The sequence below is a fragment of the Actinomadura macra NBRC 14102 genome, from assembly GCF_001552215.1.
GTDB lineage: Bacteria > Actinomycetota > Actinomycetes > Streptosporangiales > Streptosporangiaceae > Spirillospora > Spirillospora macra.
The window spans coordinates 377,093-392,504 of sequence record NZ_BCQT01000011.1 but is presented as its reverse complement, the minus strand read 5'-3'; the positions used below and the strand labels follow the sequence as shown (position 1 = coordinate 392,504).

The following is a 15,412-nucleotide window of genomic DNA, read 5'->3' as shown; positions in this document are numbered from 1 at the left end:
CCGGTAGGGCCGTCATCACCGCGCGTACTCGACGGGGAAGCGGAACTCGGGGTCCACCTGCGTCTCCAGGTCTTCACCCGCGGCTTTGCTCGCCCAACTGCGCGCGTTCTTGACGTGGAACTCGACGGCCTGCCGTTGGAACTTCTCCCAGTCCTTCACGCGCGCGTCCACCTCGGTGACCATCCGCGCGAGGGCCTCCTGGTTCGCCTCCTCCAGCGCGACGCCGCGGCGTCCCTGCTCCAGGGCGCGGACGGACGCCGACTGGCCGACCCAGGTGAGCAGGTCGTCTCCGACGTGACGGCGCAGGTAGGCGACGTCGTCCTCGCTCTGGACCTTGTTGCCGACGACGCGGATGGCGACGTCGTAGTCCCGGGCGTACTCGGTGTACTGGCGGTAGACGCCGACTCCCTTGCGGGTGGGCTCGGCGACCAGGAACATCAGGTCGAACCGCGTGAACAGCCCGGAGGCGAACGTGTCGGCTCCGGCGGTCATGTCCACGACGACGTACTCGCCTGGCTCGTCGGTGAGGTGGTTGAGGTAGAGCTCGACCGCACCGGTCTTGGAGTGGTAGCAGGCGACCCCGAGGTCGTCCTCGTTGAACGGGCCGGTGGCCAGCAGCGTGATGCCGTCCACCTCGTGCGCCAGGGCGTGCAGGGGGTCGTCGCCGCGGAAGCGCAGGAGCCGCGACCCCTCGCCGGGCGGTGTCGTCTTGACCATCGCGCTCGCGGACGAGATGCGAGGGTTCTCGCCGCGCAGATACTCCTTGATCTCGGCGAGATGGTCGCCGAGCGCGGGCACCTTGGCGGCATGGTCCTCGTCGAGGCCGAGGGCCACGCCGAGGTGCTGGTTGATGTCGGCGTCGATGGCCACCACGGGCAGCCCGCGCCCGGCCAGGTGCCGGACGAACAGCGACGACAGGGTCGTCTTGCCGCTGCCGCCCTTGCCGACGAACGCAACCTTCACGAATACCTCAATTCGGAGATGAAAACCGTTGCCACTTTCAGTGGGTCGTCCGAGTGTGGCAAGGCGCACCAGACGGCGCAAGCAGAAACCCCGAACCGAAAATTCACCGCCTGTGAACGTTCCTTGTGAAGACCCCCATGGCACGGTGCATCACCTGCGAAAGGACCGCGCGAAGACCGCGACCACCAGGCCCGCCGACTTCACCTGGGCGTCACCCAAGGTTCACCTGAGCGCACCAGGCAGGTGGAGCGCACCAGGCAGGGGTCAGCGGAGGGCGGCGGCGGGGTCGAAGCCGAAGGGAAGCTCCAAGCGGTGCGCCTTCAGGAGGTCGGCATCCATCAGGAGGTCACGGGTCGGGGCGTCGGCGGCGATCACGCCACCGGACAGGATGACCGACCTCGGGCACAGCTCCGCCGCGTACGGGAGGTCGTGGGTGACCATCAGGACGGTGACGTCCAGGCCCAGCAGGATCTCCGCCAGTTCGCGGCGGCTGGCCGGGTCCAGGTTGGAGGACGGCTCGTCGAGGACGAGGATCTCCGGTTCCATCGCGAGGACGGTGGCCACCGCGACCCGGCGGCGCTGGCCGAAGCTGAGGTGCTGCGGCGGGCGGTCCGCGACGTGCAGCATGCCGACGCGGCCCAGCGCGTCCTGGACACGGCGGTCGAGGTCGGCGCCGCGCAGCCCGAGGTTGGCGGGGCCGAATGCGACGTCCTCCCGCACGGTCGGCATGAACAGCTGGTCGTCGGGGTCCTGGAAGACGATGCCGACGCGGCGGCGGATCTCCCGCAGCGTCCTGCGGTCCTTCGGGTCGACGGAGAGGCCGCCGACCCGGACCTCGCCCAGCCCGCCGTGCAGGATGCCGTTCAGATGCAGAACGAGCGTGGTCTTGCCCGCTCCGTTCGGCCCGAGGAGGGCCACGCGCTCACCGCGCCGGATCGTCACGTCCACGCCGTAGAGGGCCTGCGTCCCGTCGGGGTAGGCGTAGGCGAGACCCTCGACCTCAAGTGACGGCATCCCGGGCGACACGTCTACGGGCGGCTGCGTCATGGCGCCGTCCAAGCGGCCACCGTCACCACGGCGGCGGCCAGAGGCAGCGCGGCCGCGGCCGTCCACTGCGCCACGGTCGCGCCCACGTCGTGCATGACGGGCATCCGGCCGTCGTAGCCGCGGCTCACCATGGCCAGGTGGACGCGCTCGCCCCGCTCGTACGAGCGCAGGAACAGCGCGCCGACCGACCTGGCGAGCACCCGCGTGGCGCGCAGATCACGCGCTTCGAAACCGCGGGACGCCCGCGCGACCCGCATCCGGCCGAGTTCGGCGGTGACCACGTCGCCGTAGCGCAGCATGAACGTGGCGATCTGCGTGATCAGCTGCGGCATCCGCAGCCGCTCGATGCCGAGCAGCAGCAGGCGCGGCTCCGTCGTCGCGGCGAGCAGGATGGACGCGACCACCCCGAGGGTGCCCTTGGCCAGGATGTTCCAGGCGCCCCACAGCCCGCTCTCGCTCACCCGCAACCCGAGCACGCTGATCTTCTCGCCGTTCGCGACGAACGGCATCAGGAACGCGAAGGCGACGAACGGCACCTCGATGACGATCCGCCGCACGACCATGCCGAACGGTACCCGGGCCGTCGCCGCGACGCCCGCGAGGAGCAGCGCGTACACGCCGAACGCCCAGAGCGCCTCGCGCGGCGTCGCCACGACCAGCAGCACGAACGCCAGGACCGCGACCAGCTTGCACTGCGGTGGCAGCCGGTGCACCGGCGACTCGCCCGGGACGTAGAGGCGGTGCGCGTGCCCAGCGCCCACTAGGAGGCGTTCCGCGACGGTTCCGCCGAAGCCCCGGACCGCCCGGCCGGCGCGGCACCGCGCCGCCGGACACCCCAGAACAGGCCACCGCCCACCAGCAGCACCGCGCCGACGCCGATCACTCCGGCGAGCCCACCCGACAGCCGGGCGTCGTCCACGCCCTTGACCCCGTAGTCGCCGAGCGGGGAGTCCTTGAGCGAGTGATCCTTCTCCTTGGCGCTGATGCCCTTGTCCGCGGCGACCTTCTCCAGGCCGTCGGGGTTGGCGCTGGCGTAGTAGCTGACGATCCCGGCGAGGACCAGCGAGACGAGCAGGAACCCGACGAAGAAGCGCTTGGTTGTCATTCTGGAGTCTCCTTACACGACGACGTCGAGCCTCAGGCCCGCGACGGTTCGGCCGGACCATCGCTCGTCCCGACCCCGGCCCCGGCGGTGCGCAGTTCGAGCGGCTTGATCAGGCCGCGCGCCCCGTACACCAGGTCCGGCCGGACGGCGAGCACGCTGGAGACGGTCACGGCGGTGATCAGCGCCTCACCGATGCCGATCAGGACGTGCACACCGATCATCGCGGCGGCGACCTTACCGACGGAGACGTCCGTGGTGCCGCCCACGGCGTAGATCAGCGTGAACGCGACGGCCGCCGCCGGGACCGAGACGACGGCGGCGACGAAGGAGGCCCCGGCCACCGAGGCACGTGTCTTGGGCAGTGCCCGCAGCAGCACCCGGAACAGCCCATATCCGACGAGAACGGTGACAAGTGCCATGGTCGTGATGTTGACGCCGAGCGCGGTGAGGCCGCCGTCCGCGAACAGCAGCCCTTGCATGAGCAGCACGACCGAGACGCAGAGCACGCCCGTGTAGGGACCCACCAGGATCGCCGCGAGCGTCCCGCCGAGCAGATGCCCGCTGGTTCCCGAGGCCACGGGGAAGTTGAGCATCTGCGCGGCGAACACGAACGCGGCGGTCAGCCCGGCGAGCGGGGCGGTACGGTCGTCCAACTCGCGGCGGGCGCCGCGCAGCCCCACCGCCACTCCGACCACCGCGACCGCACCGGCCGCGAGGGAGACCGGAGCATCGATGAATCCGTCCGGTACGTGCACGTCCATCACCGTCCTACCTGTTACTGGCTGTAGAACCAGTTTGACGGCGCACACCTAGCAGTTGCAACATTTTCGCAATTACTTGCCGGTCGCACACCGGCACACCCGCTCGGCTCAGTCGAAGATCGGTTCGCGGGTGCGGGTGCGCTTCAGCTCGAAGAAACCGTCCGTGGACGCCACCGCGACGACGCCGTCGAACAGCTTCACGGCGGCCTCACCGCGCGGGATCGGCGACACGACCGGACCGAAGAACGCGCTGCCCTCCACTTCGATCACCGGAGTGCCGACCTCCTGGCCCACCCGGTCGATGCCGTCCTTGTGGGAGGCCCGAAGCGCCTCGTCGAACTCCTTGGAATCGGCGGCCGACGCCAGCGCCGGGTCCAGCCCGGCCGCGGTGAGCGCCTCCTCGTACAGCTCCGGGCCGAACTCCCGCTTGTCGTGGTGGTGACGCGTTCCCAGCTCGGTGTAGAGCGGGCCCAACACGTCGGACCCGTACTTCTGCTCGGCGGCGATGGCGACCCGCACCGGTCCCCAGCCCACGGTCAACAGCCTGCGGTACTTCTCGCCGACATCCTTGTCCTCGTTGAGGACGGACAGGCTCATCACATGCCAGCGCACCTCGATGGGGCGCAGCTTCTCGACTTCCAGGATCCAGCGCGAGGTCATCCACGCCCACGGGCACAGGGGGTCGAACCAGAAGTCCACGGGGGTAAGGGCGTCCTTCGACAACGTCGTCCTCCTTGGGGGCGATCAGAGTTTCCAGTCGCGTCAACCCGGCTCTGGCGGCGCTGATTCCCACCCTCCGGGGCGACCGAAGGCCGTGGCGCCGGGACCGGACCGCCGACAGGTTGGTAGACATGGGGTCACCAACCAGATAAGCCGACCAAGGAGTTCATGTGGCAGGCAACCTCACGCGCGACGAGGCGCGGGAACGGGCCAGGCTGCTCACCGTGCAGTCGTACGCCGTCGAGCTGGACCTCACGGCGGGTGAGGACCGGTTCGGCTCCACCACGGTGGTCAGGTTCGGCAGTACCGAGGCGGGTACGTCGACCTTCGTCGACCTGCACGGCGCTCTCGTGCGGGAGGTGACGCTGAACGGCCAGGACCTGGACCCGGCGTCCTACGACGCGGAGAAGGGCCGGATCCCGCTGCCGGATCTGGCCGCCGAGAACGAGCTCCGCGTGGTCGCCGACTGCGCCTACTCGCGATCGGGTGAGGGACTGCACCGGTTCGTGGACCCGGTGGACGAGAGCGTGTACCTGTACACGCAGTTCGAGACGGCCGACGCGCACCGCATGTTCACGTGCTTCGACCAGCCCGACCTCAAGGCCACTTTCGAGCTCGGCGTGCGTGCGCCGGACGGCTGGGAAGTGATCACCAACGAGGCTCCCGAAACGGCGGAAGGGGGGGACTGGCGTTTCCCGCCGACCCCCCAGATCTCGACTTACATCACCGCACTGGTAGCGGGGCCTTACCACGTGGTGAGGGACGAATACCGCCGCACGGACGGCACCGTGATCCCGCTCGGCGTGTTCTGCCGGGCCTCCCTCGCCGAGCACCTCGACGCCGACGCGATCGTCGACGTGACCCGCCAGGGCTTCGCCTACTTCGAGAAGGTCTTCGGGCGCCCGTACCCGTTCACCAAGTACGACCAGCTCTTCGTCCCGGAGTTCAACGCGGGCGCCATGGAGAACGCGGGCTGCGTCACCTTCCTGGAGGACTACGTCTTCCGGTCGCGGGTCACCGACGCCGCCTACGAGCGGCGCGCCGAGACGATCCTGCACGAGATGGCCCACATGTGGTTCGGCGACCTCGTCACCATGCGCTGGTGGGACGACCTGTGGCTGAACGAGTCGTTCGCCACGTACATGAGCGTCCTGTGCCAGGCCGAGGCCACCAAGTGGACCGGGTCGTGGACGACGTTCGCGAACCTGATGAAGGCGTGGGCGTACCGGCAGGACCAGCTCCCGTCCACCCACCCGATCTCCGCCGACATCCCCGACATCCGCGCGGTGGAGGTCAACTTCGACGGGATCACCTACGCCAAGGGCGCGAGCGTGCTGAAGCAGCTCGTCGCCTACGTCGGGCGTGACAACTTCCTGGAGGGCGTGCGGCACTACTTCGACCGGCACGCCTGGGGCAACACCGTCCTGACGGACCTGCTGGGCGCGCTGGAGGAGACGTCCGGCCGCGACCTGGCGTCGTGGTCGAAGGAGTGGCTGGAGACGGCCGGGGTCAACACGCTCCGTCCGGAGTACGAGGTGGACGCCGACGGCGACTTCTCGTCCTTCACCGTCGTGCAGGAGGCCAAGCCCGACTACCCGACGCTCCGCTCGCACCGGGTCGCCATCGGGCTGTACGACAGGACCGCCGAGGGGCTCGTCCGGCGGCAGCGGGTGGAGCTGGACGTCGTCGGCGCCCGTACCGAGGTGGCCGAGCTGGTCGGGCAGAAGCGGCCGGACCTCGTCCTGGTCAACGACGACGACCTCACCTATGCCAAGATCCGGCTGGACGACCACTCGCTGAAGACGCTGGTCGAGGGCATCGGCGACATCAGGGACGGGCTTCCCCGCGCCCTGTGCTGGTCGGCGGCATGGGACATGACCCGCGACGCCGAGATGGCGACCCGCGACTACATCCGGCTCGTCGTCCAGGGCATCCGCGGCGTCACCGACATCTCGGTCACGCAGACGCTGCTGCGGCAGGCGCGCACCGCCGTCCAGCAGTACGCGGACCCGTCGTGGCGCCAGGAGGGTCTCGGCCTGATGGCGGACGCGCTGTCCACGCTGGCCCGGGAGGCCGAGGCGGGCTCGGACTTCCAACTCGCCTACGTCCAGGCGTTCGCCGCGTCCGCCGTCAGCGAGGAGCACCTGGCGTTCGTCCGGGGCCTGCTGGACGGCTCGGACACGCTCGACGGCCTCAAGGTCGACACCGATCTGCGCTGGGCACTGCTGCGCCGGCTGGTCGTCACCGGCAAGGCGGGCGAGGCGGAGATCGACGCCGAGCACGAGCGCGACCGCACCGCGGCGGGCGAGCGGCACGCCGCCGCGGGCAAGGCCGCCCTCCCGACCGCCGAGGCGAAGGCCGCGGCGTGGGAGCGGATCGTCTCCGGGAAGCTGCCCAACGCCGTCTACCGCGCCACGCTCGGCGGGTTCGTCGAACCCGACCAGGCCGATCTGCTGGTCCCCTACGTCGACGCCTACTTCGCCGAGGTCGGGAAGATCTGGAGGGAGTGGAGCAGCGACATGTCCCAGACGTTCGCCGAGGTCGCCTACCCCTTCCTGGTGATCGAGCAGTCCACTGTCGACCGGACCGAGGCCTACATCGCCGAGCAGAAGCCGCCCGCGGCCCTGGTCCGCCTCCTGTCGGAGGGCCGGGACGGTGTGACCCGCGCCCTGCGCGCCCGCGCGAAGGATCGTTCGGCCGGCTGACCACCCATCCCCGTGGCCATGTGACCGCTTCCGGCAGGGCAGCGGATGGATCGCATGGTCACGGGATGGAAAGGTGGGGGCGTGGAGACGGCGCGGGACGTTCTGACGGCACTGGCACGGCGCTACGCGTTCGGGGACCTGGAGGCGCTCATCACGCAGGGGACGCCCGGGGCGGACGTGCAGTCCACCTCCGTGGCGGCACTGTGCGCGTTCGGGCAGCGCGTCCTGGACCTGGACGCCGAGGACTTCGGTATGCCCGAGGACGTCGGAGACGTCCCGAAGGACCTCCTCGACCGCGCGCGCGCCAGCCGGATGCCGCAGGCGCCGAGGGAGCGGCCGCGCGGGGCCCTCGCGAGCCTGCGTCCCGCCTACGCCCTCCTCCTGGAGGTCATCGCGATCCGCTGGTACCGCCGCGACATGGCCGCGCTCGTCGCCGCCGTCCACATCGCGAGCGAGTACCTGCCGTTGCTGGCGTGGGAACCCGTCCTCGGGCACGCGGGCGACCCGGCGCTGATCGGCCCGTCGGTGAACGGCGAGGGCAGCCGCTTCGGCGTGCCGATCGACCCCGCGACCGCGCGGAACTGCGACCACACCCGTCCGGAACGTTCCGCCTGCGAGCGGACGCTGCGGGTCTCCAAGGAGCCGGGCCCCGGCTGGCGCGCCTATCTGGACCGGCAGCACAGCCAGGTCGCCTCGGCACTCGGTGACTGCGCGGCCCGCTGCCGCACCCCCTGCACCGTCATGACCCGCCTGGACGACGCCGTCCGCACCGACCTGGCCGAGCGCTGCAAGCTCGCGGCCGACTTCACCGACAGCGCCTTGGTCAAGCTCCGCCACGCCGCGCCGGTGGGCCACGGTTTCGGTGTCCCCTCTCCCGAGGAAGTGCAGACCGCGTGGACGCGCGCGCGGAAGTCCCTAGTGCACCAGCCCCTGGGGCACACCGCCCTGAACGGCACGGACGACGATCCTTACCCGCTGGCGGGCCTGCCGTCCCTGTTCTCGACGATCGCCGCCGCCGGGCTCGTCCCCGACACCCTCCTCTACGACGTCACCGACCGCATCACGGCGACGCTCAGCTGAGCGGAAGACCGGGCGGCGGATTGGACGGAAGCCACTCCACGGCCGCCCGCACCCGGGGATTCGCCGCAAGATCCTCCAGCAGGACGGGCCTGCCGGTGGCATCGGCCAGGGGGACCCGCCAGTTCGGGTACTCGTCGATCGTTCCAGGCTGGTTCTGGGTACGGCGCTCCCCCACGGCGTCGGCGAGGGAGATACCGATGAGGCGGGCCGGCGTCCGTCCGAGAAGGGCGTGGAGAGCCACCACCACCTGCTCGTCATAGGCGGACGAGCCGTCCTCCAGCGCGCGCATGATCTTGTCCGGTGGGGCGGCGAGCAGGTCCTCGGCGTGCAGAAGGGCAAGCCAGTCGGTCAGCTGCCGCCGATGGTCGTCCGCCTCCTCGACCGGCGAACGAGTGAGGAGCCCGAGACGGTCACGGAGCGCGATGTGGTCGCCGTGCAGGAAACCGGTGATCGGCGGCATGTCGTGGGTGCCGACCGTGGCCAGGGAGGTTTCCCGCCACCGGTCCGGGGCCTTCGGGCGGCCCTGCTCGTCGCGCTCGAACCACAGCAGGGACGTCCCGAGGATGCCTCGGTCGGCCAGGTCGTCGCGGACCTCGGGCTCCACCGTGCCGAGGTCCTCGCCCACCACGACCGCTCCCGCCCGCGCCGCCTCCCAGACCAGACAGCCGAGCAGAGCGTCCCGGTCATAGCGGACATAGGTCCCGTCCGCCGGCGAGCCGCCCTCAGGCACCCACCACAGCCGCGACACCTGCATCGCGTGATCCAGGCGCAGCCCGCCGCCATGCCGGAGCGCGGCGGCCAGCATCTCCCGGTACGGGACGTAGGCGGCCTCCGCCAGGCGGTGCGGATGCCAGGGCGGCTGACCCCAGTCCTGGCCGCGCTGGTTGAACTCGTCCGGCGGCGCCCCGACGCTCATGCCGGGGGCCATCAGGTCACGATGAATCCACGAGTCGGCGCCGCCGTGGGCCACCCCGACCGCCAGGTCGTGGACGATCCCGACCGGCATCCCGGCGTCCTTGGCCGCCCGCTGTGCGGCGCCGAGCTGGCCGTCCAGGCACCACTGGAGCCAGGCGTGGAAGTCGACGCGGGCCGCGAGCCGGTCGGCGGCCTCGGCCACGGCGGGGCTCCCGACGTCGCGGAGCTGGGCGGGCCAGTGCCGCCAGTCTCCGCCGTGCTCCTCGCTCAGGGCACACCACGTCGCGAACGCGGTGAGCGCCCGTCCCTCGCGCCCACGGAACTCCTCATAGCGCCGCTGGGCCTCGGGCTCGCGCGGGAGGCGGTACAGCAGTTCCAGTGCCGCCAGCTTGGCCGTCCACACCGCGTCGCGGTCGAGCGGCCCGTCGGCGTCGCGGAGCGGGGCGGACAGGGCCGCGAGCCGCTCCCGGTCGTCCGGTGGCAGGACCGCGTACTCGGGAAGGTCCTCGACGCGCAGGTAGATCGGCGCGGCGAAACGGCGACTCATCGGCGAGTACGGCGAGGGACCCACCGGCGGGACGGGCTCCGTCGCGTGCAGCGGATTGATCAGAGTGAACCCGGCGCCCAGCTCCCCGGCGCTCCAGGAGGCGAGGTCCGCCAGATCGCGTAGATCGCCCATCCCCCACGACGCCCTGGAGCGCACCGAGTAGAGCTGGGCCGTGAACCCCCACGTCTTCGGAGGGGGCTCCAGCGCTCTCGGAGAGACGAGGAGCGACACGGTCTCCTGCATGCCGCCCTGGCGCGCGTGAAGCCGGTGCCAGCCGAGCGGAAGGTCGTCCTCGACGAACGGGACCACCTCCCCGGAGTCAAGCTCCACGCTCAACTCCGGTGGCTCACCCGCCCACGTCCGCGCGAACCGCGCCGCGAGGCCCCGGCGCACCACGACGACCGGCGGCAGCATCGGCCGGGGCGGAGCCGGCGACGATGCGTCCACCCCGAGGGCCGCCAGAACGGCGACGAGGGTGTCCCGCTTCACCCCGACCTCCTGCCCCCGCCAGTCGGTGTACCGCGTCGCGACCCCGTGCCGCTCGGCCAGCGTGATCAGTTCGTCGTCAGCCACGCTTGCCGGCATGCCCCATCAAAACGGGGCCAAAAGGGTCACGCCTCCCAGATGGCGGGCTTGCGGTCGACCCATGGACGCGCTTCCTCCAGCTGCGCCGCCAGGGAGATGAGCGTCCCCTCCCCACCGAGCCGCCCCGCCAGCATGATCCCAATGGGCAGTCCACCCTGCACCCCCTGGGGGGACACCCCCCCAGACCCCCCGGAACTACCCTGCACCCCCTGGGAGGACAACCCCCCAGACCCCCCGGAACTACCCTGCACCCCCTGGGAGGACAACCCCCCAGACCCCCCGGAACTACCTTTGGTCCAGTGCAGAGGCACATTCACAGCCGGCTGGCCGGAAATGTTGTACGCGGCGCAGAACGGCGTGAAGTCCTTCTGCCGCTGGAAGTTCTCCGCGGGCTCCTGGTCGTGGAAGTACCCGACCGGCGCAGGCGGCTGGGCCAGGGTGGGATGCAGGATCGCGTCGAACCCGTCCATCACGGGGAAGGCGCCGCGCAGAGCCGCCTGGAGCGCGGCGTGCGCCTGGAACAGCTGCGTCGCGCTCGTGGCCCGCCCGCGCTCGCGGAGCCAGCGGGTGAGCGGCTGGAGGAGGTGCTCCTTGTCGCCCGGGACCGGCGTCATGGTGGCCATCACCCCCCACAACAGCTCGAAGTGCGGGACGAGATCGGTGCCGAGCACCGGCGGCAGCTCCACGACCTCGTGGCCCAGTTCCTCCAGCAGCGCGGACGCCTCGTCATAGGCGGTCACGCAGTCGGGGTGGACGACGGCGCCGGGCACGGCGGGCTCGCGGCTCCTGGCGATGCGCAGCCGTCCCGGCGGGCGGTCCGCATAGGACAGGAACGTTCCTTGGACGGGCGGCGCCGCGTAGAGGTCGCCGGGCATCGGGCCTGCCATCACGTCCAGCAAGAGGGCCGCGTCCCGGACGGTCCGGGCGATGGGGCCGTTGGTGGACAGCCCGAAAAGGTCGGGGATGATCGGCCCCTGCGAGACCCGGCCGCGGGTGGGCTTGATCCCGACGAGCCCGCAGACGCTGCTCGGGATCCGGATCGAACCGCCGCCGTCGCTGCCCTGCGCGGTCGGTGCGAGCCCGGCGGCCACCGCCGCGGCGGCGCCGCCGCTGGACCCGCCGGCCGACCGGGTGAGATCCCATGGCGTCCGGGCCGGCGGCGCGACGCCGCTTTCGGTGTAACAGGGCAGTCCGAATTCGGGGGCCGTGGTCTTACCTAGGAGGACAGATCCCGCTTGCCTCAGGAGGCACACGACGTTGTCGTCCAGGAAACCGGTCAGCTCGGCGAAAACATCCGAGCCGAACGTCGCCCGGACGCCGCTGACCATGTTGAGGTCCTTGATCGGAACCGGTATGCCGTGCAGTGGTGGCAGCGCGTCCGGATCCGGCGCGTCCAGCACGGCCTTCTCGGCCTGTCGTGCCTGTTCCCTGGCAATCTCGGCAGTCACGGTGACATAGGCGCCGACCTGCGGGTCCAGACGGTCGATGCGGTCAAGGTAGTGGTCGGTGAGCTCGACCGGCGACAACTCGCCGGAACGGACGGCCTCGGCCATCCGTATGACGCTGAGGTCGTGGGTATGGGTCACAAGGGCGAACGGTAGACGCCGGACGGACGCGCATCAAAGATGACAGGAGTGGGTACCGCTCCGGAAGAGAAGATAAGTACCATCATACCCGTCGGCACCGTCAGTGAATCACCTCCTGACGGCGACAAAAGTATTAACCCGGCATTACTAGTAGGCCACCGTCGCAATGATTACTCTGCGCACGGAGGATCATGCCCCCGATGTGAAAGGAATACGGAGCGTCACTCATGGCGATCATGCAGCGGGGCAACAGCCAAGAAGAAGCCCGGGGCCAGCCTCCGGGCGAGTCGGAGGAGTCACGTGAGCACGCCCACGAGACCCCGGTGAAGGAGACGACCGAGGAGCGGGCGTCGGGGGCCCTGCTCGGCGACGCCCAGATCCGCCGCTGGATGTGGCGCATCGGCGCGGCGATCGCGGCCGGCATCGTGCTCTCCCTCATCGTCGGCGTCCGCGGCGGGATCACCGCGGCGATACTCGTGGTCATCGTCGACACCGTCCGCACATCCCGCAAAGACTCAAGCGTCCCCGCCTGGCAGAAGTCCTCGGCCGCCGAACGGCGCACCGAGAAGCAGCTGAAGTCCCTCCAGCGCAACGGGTACCTCGTGCTCCACGCACGCGCCGTGCCCCGCGACGACGAGGGCGTCAGCGACGGGCGGATCGACCACCTGGTGATCGGGCCGAGCGGCGTCTACGCCATCGACTCCGAGAAATGGGACAAGCGGCTGCCGGTGCGCACCATGTCCCACCTCAAGCTCTTCCACGGCCCCTTCAACAAGAAGGACCGCCTGGACGAGGCACGCTGGGAGGCCGAGCAGGCAAGCCGCATCATCGGCGGGCAGGTCGGGTTCGACGTGCCCGTACAGCCGTCCGTGGCCATCTACGGCCCGTCCATCCCGTGGAAGGTCATGCGGGTCCGGGACGTGGACGTCTACGCCGGCAACCGGGCGCGCGCGTACCTGCGGCGCCGACCGAAGATCCTCACCGACACCGACGTCGACCGGATCTTCGAGGCGGCGGAGAAGGCCCTGCCGCCGAAGTACGCCGACTGAGAGGCGAGCGGGCGGCCCGCCTTTCCCCGGGCCGCCCCGACATGACACCCCGGAACGACCGGGAGGGACGCCTCGTCGCGGCCCCTTCTCCCACCAGTGGCGTCACGCGAGCGCGCTACCAGCACGCCGGAGCGTGGGCGAGCCGGCGCGCCTGATCGCGAAGCGATTCCGCCCGCCAGGGCACAGCCGGAGGGCCGGCCTCCCGGGCCCGGGATCGCATCGACCCGACGTTGGTAGCATCGAAGGACACGGGCCGGTGCGCGCGATCTCCGCTGAACCGGCCGGCAGCGCCGCGATCCGCCGCTGCGGACATGCAGGTCCGCCCTGTCCCCGCCAGAACGGCGCCGGCACGGCAGGACGAACGGTCACGGCACGTCACAGGTTGGAGAGGTCAGAAGATGCCCGCGCTCAGGTCACGCACGGTCACGCACGGCAGGAACATGGCGGGCGCCCGCGCGCTCATGCGGGCCAGCGGCGTCGAACGTGAGGACTTCGGCAAGCCGATCGTCGCGGTGGCCAACAGCTTCACCCAGTTCGTGCCCGGCCACGTCCACCTGGACGAGGTCGGCAAGGTCGTCGCGGGCGCCGTCCGCGAGGCCGGCGGTGTCCCCCGCGAGTTCAACACGATCGCGGTGGACGACGGCATCGCCATGGGCCACGACGGGATGCTCTACTCGCTGCCCTCCCGCGAGGTGATCGCCGACGCCATCGAGTACATGGTCAACGCGCACTGCGCCGACGCGTTGGTCTGCGTGTCCAACTGCGACAAGATCACTCCAGGGATGATGCTGGCCGCGCTGCGCCTCAACATCCCCACCGTGTTCGTCTCCGGCGGCCCGATGGAGGCGGGCAAGCCCGTCGAGGGCGTCATGGGGGGCAACAAGCTCGACCTGATCGACCCCATCATCGCGTCCGCGGACGGTTCCATCGCCGACGACAAGCTCCTGGAGCTGGAAGAGAGCGCCTGCCCCACCTGCGGCTCCTGCTCGGGCATGTTCACCGCCAACTCCATGAACTGCCTCACCGAGGCGATCGGGCTGGCCCTGCCCGGCAACGGCACCGTCCTCGCCACCCACACCGCCCGCCGCCGCCTCTACGAGGACGCGGGCCGCGCCGTGGTCGACGTCGCCCGCCGCTACTACGACGGCGACGACGCCTCCGTCCTGCCGCTGAGCATCGCCACCCGCGAGGCGTTCGAGAACGCCATGGTCCTGGACGTGGCCATGGGCGGCTCCACCAACACGATCCTGCACCTGCTCGCCGCCGCCTACGAGGGCGGCGTCGACTTCGGGCTGGCCGACATCGACGCGGTGTCCCGCCGCGTCCCCTGCATCTGCAAGCTCGCCCCCGCCACCGGCAAGTACCACGTCGAGGACTGCCACCGCGCCGGCGGCATCCCCGCCCTGCTCGGCGAGCTGCACCGGGCCGGCCTGCTGAACACCTCCACGCACTCGATCCATTCGGCGTCCCTGGAGGAGTTCCTCGCCAAGTGGGACGTCCGCTCCCCCGACGTCCTCCCCGAGGCCGTCGAGCTGTTCCACGCGGCGCCCGGCGGCGTCCGCAGCACCTCCGCCTTCAGCCAGAGCGCCCGCTGGGAAGAGCTCGACCTCGACCGCGCCGAAGGCTGCATCCGCGACGCCGAGCACGCCTACACCGCCGACGGCGGCCTCGCCGTCCTGCGCGGCAACATCGCCCCCGAGGGCGCGATCGTCAAGACCGCCGGCGTGGACGAGGACCTGTGGACCTTCACCGGCCCCGCCGTCGTCTTCGAAAGCCAGGACCAGGCCGTCGAGGGCATCCTCGGTGGGAAGGTCAAGGCCGGTGACGTCGTCGTGATCCGCTACGAGGGCCCGAAGGGCGGCCCCGGCATGCAGGAGATGCTCTACCCGACGAGCTTCCTCAAGGGCCGCGGCCTCGGCAAGGACTGCGCGCTGATCACCGACGGCCGTTTCTCCGGCGGCACCTCAGGGCTGTCCATCGGGCACGCCTCCCCCGAGGCGGCGGGCGGCGGCATCATCGCCCTCGTCCAGGACGGCGACCGTATCGTGATCGACATCCCGCACCGCACGCTGGAGCTGGACGTCCCGTCCGACGAGCTGGAGATCCGCCGCGAGAAGCTCCTCGCCGACCTCGGCGGCTACCGCCCCCGCGACCGCCACCGCCCCGTCAGCGCCGCCCTCCGCGCCTACGCCGCCATGGCCACCTCCGCCTCCACCGGCGCCGCCCGCGACGTCACCCAACTCGACCAACCCCACTCCTGAGGCCCCGGGCAACGGGTCGACCGCCTGCCCCCAGCCGCCGGTCGGCCCGCCCGATAAGCCGGGGCGGCCATTTTCGGATGGGAGAGCG

The 15,412-nt window shown here is 70.8% G+C and carries 12 protein-coding genes; 4 read left to right on the top strand and 8 right to left on the bottom strand.

Going from position 1 to position 15,412, the window contains the following annotated elements; genetic code table 11:
- Positions 1-15: 15 nt before the first annotated feature.
- From AMA02S_RS21450 to AMA02S_RS21430, 6 genes are all read right to left on the bottom strand, one after another.
- Positions 16-963: an ATP-binding protein gene (locus AMA02S_RS21450; RefSeq protein ID WP_067461123.1), complete on the bottom strand. Its 948-nt coding sequence runs from the start codon at positions 961-963 to the stop codon at positions 16-18.
- Positions 964-1,227: 264 nt separating this feature from the next.
- Positions 1,228-2,010, bottom strand: a complete 783-nt coding sequence (locus tag AMA02S_RS21445) for an energy-coupling factor ABC transporter ATP-binding protein (protein ID WP_067461338.1) — start codon at positions 2,008-2,010, stop codon at positions 1,228-1,230.
- Complete coding sequence (cbiQ, locus tag AMA02S_RS21440; RefSeq protein ID WP_067461122.1) at positions 2,007-2,771, bottom strand: cobalt ECF transporter T component CbiQ; 765 nt, start codon at positions 2,769-2,771, stop codon at positions 2,007-2,009. The genes AMA02S_RS21445 and cbiQ overlap by 4 nt, the downstream gene beginning before the upstream one ends.
- Positions 2,771-3,115, bottom strand: a complete 345-nt coding sequence (locus tag AMA02S_RS43600; protein ID WP_218005076.1) for a PDGLE domain-containing protein — start codon at positions 3,113-3,115, stop codon at positions 2,771-2,773. Before AMA02S_RS43600 ends, cbiQ begins: the two co-directional genes overlap by 1 nt.
- Positions 3,116-3,147: 32 nt before the next feature.
- Positions 3,148-3,876 carry an energy-coupling factor ABC transporter permease gene (locus tag AMA02S_RS21435; protein ID WP_245667697.1) on the bottom strand — a complete coding sequence of 243 codons (729 nt, stop codon included), beginning with the start codon at positions 3,874-3,876 and terminating at the stop codon, positions 3,148-3,150.
- 108 nt (positions 3,877-3,984) lie between these two features.
- Positions 3,985-4,536, bottom strand: coding sequence for a mycothiol-dependent nitroreductase Rv2466c family protein (locus AMA02S_RS21430; RefSeq protein ID WP_067461337.1), 552 nt, complete (start codon positions 4,534-4,536; stop codon positions 3,985-3,987).
- Between the two features lie 230 nt (positions 4,537-4,766).
- On the opposite strand from AMA02S_RS21430, the gene pepN reads away from it, so the two are divergent.
- Together pepN and AMA02S_RS21420 are read left to right on the top strand one after the other, a co-directional pair.
- Positions 4,767-7,301: an aminopeptidase N gene (pepN, locus tag AMA02S_RS21425; protein WP_067461121.1), complete on the top strand. Its 2,535-nt coding sequence runs from the start codon at positions 4,767-4,769 to the stop codon at positions 7,299-7,301.
- An 81-nt stretch (positions 7,302-7,382) separates the two neighbouring features.
- Entirely contained in the window at positions 7,383-8,381 is a 999-nt protein-coding gene (locus AMA02S_RS21420; protein ID WP_067461120.1) for a hypothetical protein, read from the top strand.
- Here AMA02S_RS21420 and malQ read toward each other — a convergent pair.
- Both malQ and AMA02S_RS21410 read right to left on the bottom strand, forming a co-directional pair.
- Positions 8,374-10,416, bottom strand: a complete 2,043-nt coding sequence (gene malQ / locus AMA02S_RS21415) for a 4-alpha-glucanotransferase (RefSeq protein ID WP_067461336.1) — start codon at positions 10,414-10,416, stop codon at positions 8,374-8,376. The genes AMA02S_RS21420 and malQ overlap by 8 nt on opposite strands.
- 38 nt (positions 10,417-10,454) lie before the next feature.
- Positions 10,455-11,981 carry an amidase gene (locus tag AMA02S_RS21410; protein WP_067461335.1) on the bottom strand — a complete coding sequence of 509 codons (1,527 nt, stop codon included), beginning with the start codon at positions 11,979-11,981 and terminating at the stop codon, positions 10,455-10,457.
- A gap of 260 nt (positions 11,982-12,241) precedes the next feature.
- Here AMA02S_RS21410 and AMA02S_RS21405 point away from each other — a divergent pair, with 260 nt between their 5' ends.
- Both AMA02S_RS21405 and ilvD read left to right on the top strand, forming a co-directional pair.
- Entirely contained in the window at positions 12,242-13,063 is an 822-nt protein-coding gene (locus AMA02S_RS21405; RefSeq protein ID WP_067461119.1) for a nuclease-related domain-containing protein, read from the top strand.
- Positions 13,064-13,461: 398 nt separating this feature from the next.
- Positions 13,462-15,324, top strand: coding sequence for a dihydroxy-acid dehydratase (gene ilvD / locus AMA02S_RS21400; RefSeq protein WP_067461118.1), 1,863 nt, complete (start codon positions 13,462-13,464; stop codon positions 15,322-15,324).
- The last annotated feature ends 88 nt before the right edge of the window (positions 15,325-15,412 follow it).

Excerpts from the sequence above, each read along its gene's own strand:
- AMA02S_RS21445 (WP_067461338.1), bottom strand. The coding sequence starts at position 2,010 with ATGACGCAGCCGCCCGTAGACGTGTCGCCCGGGATGCCGTCACTTGAG.
- AMA02S_RS43600 (WP_218005076.1), bottom strand. The coding sequence starts at position 3,115 with ATGACAACCAAGCGCTTCTTCGTCGGGTTCCTGCTCGTCTCGCTGGTC.
- AMA02S_RS21435 (WP_245667697.1), bottom strand. The coding sequence starts at position 3,876 with ATGGACGTGCACGTACCGGACGGATTCATCGATGCTCCGGTCTCCCTC.
- AMA02S_RS21430 (WP_067461337.1), bottom strand. The coding sequence starts at position 4,536 with ATGACCTCGCGCTGGATCCTGGAAGTCGAGAAGCTGCGCCCCATCGAG.
- AMA02S_RS21410 (WP_067461335.1), bottom strand. The coding sequence starts at position 11,981 with ATGGCCGAGGCCGTCCGTTCCGGCGAGTTGTCGCCGGTCGAGCTCACC.
- AMA02S_RS21405 (WP_067461119.1), top strand. The coding sequence starts at position 12,242 with ATGGCGATCATGCAGCGGGGCAACAGCCAAGAAGAAGCCCGGGGCCAG.
- ilvD (WP_067461118.1), top strand. The coding sequence starts at position 13,462 with ATGCCCGCGCTCAGGTCACGCACGGTCACGCACGGCAGGAACATGGCG.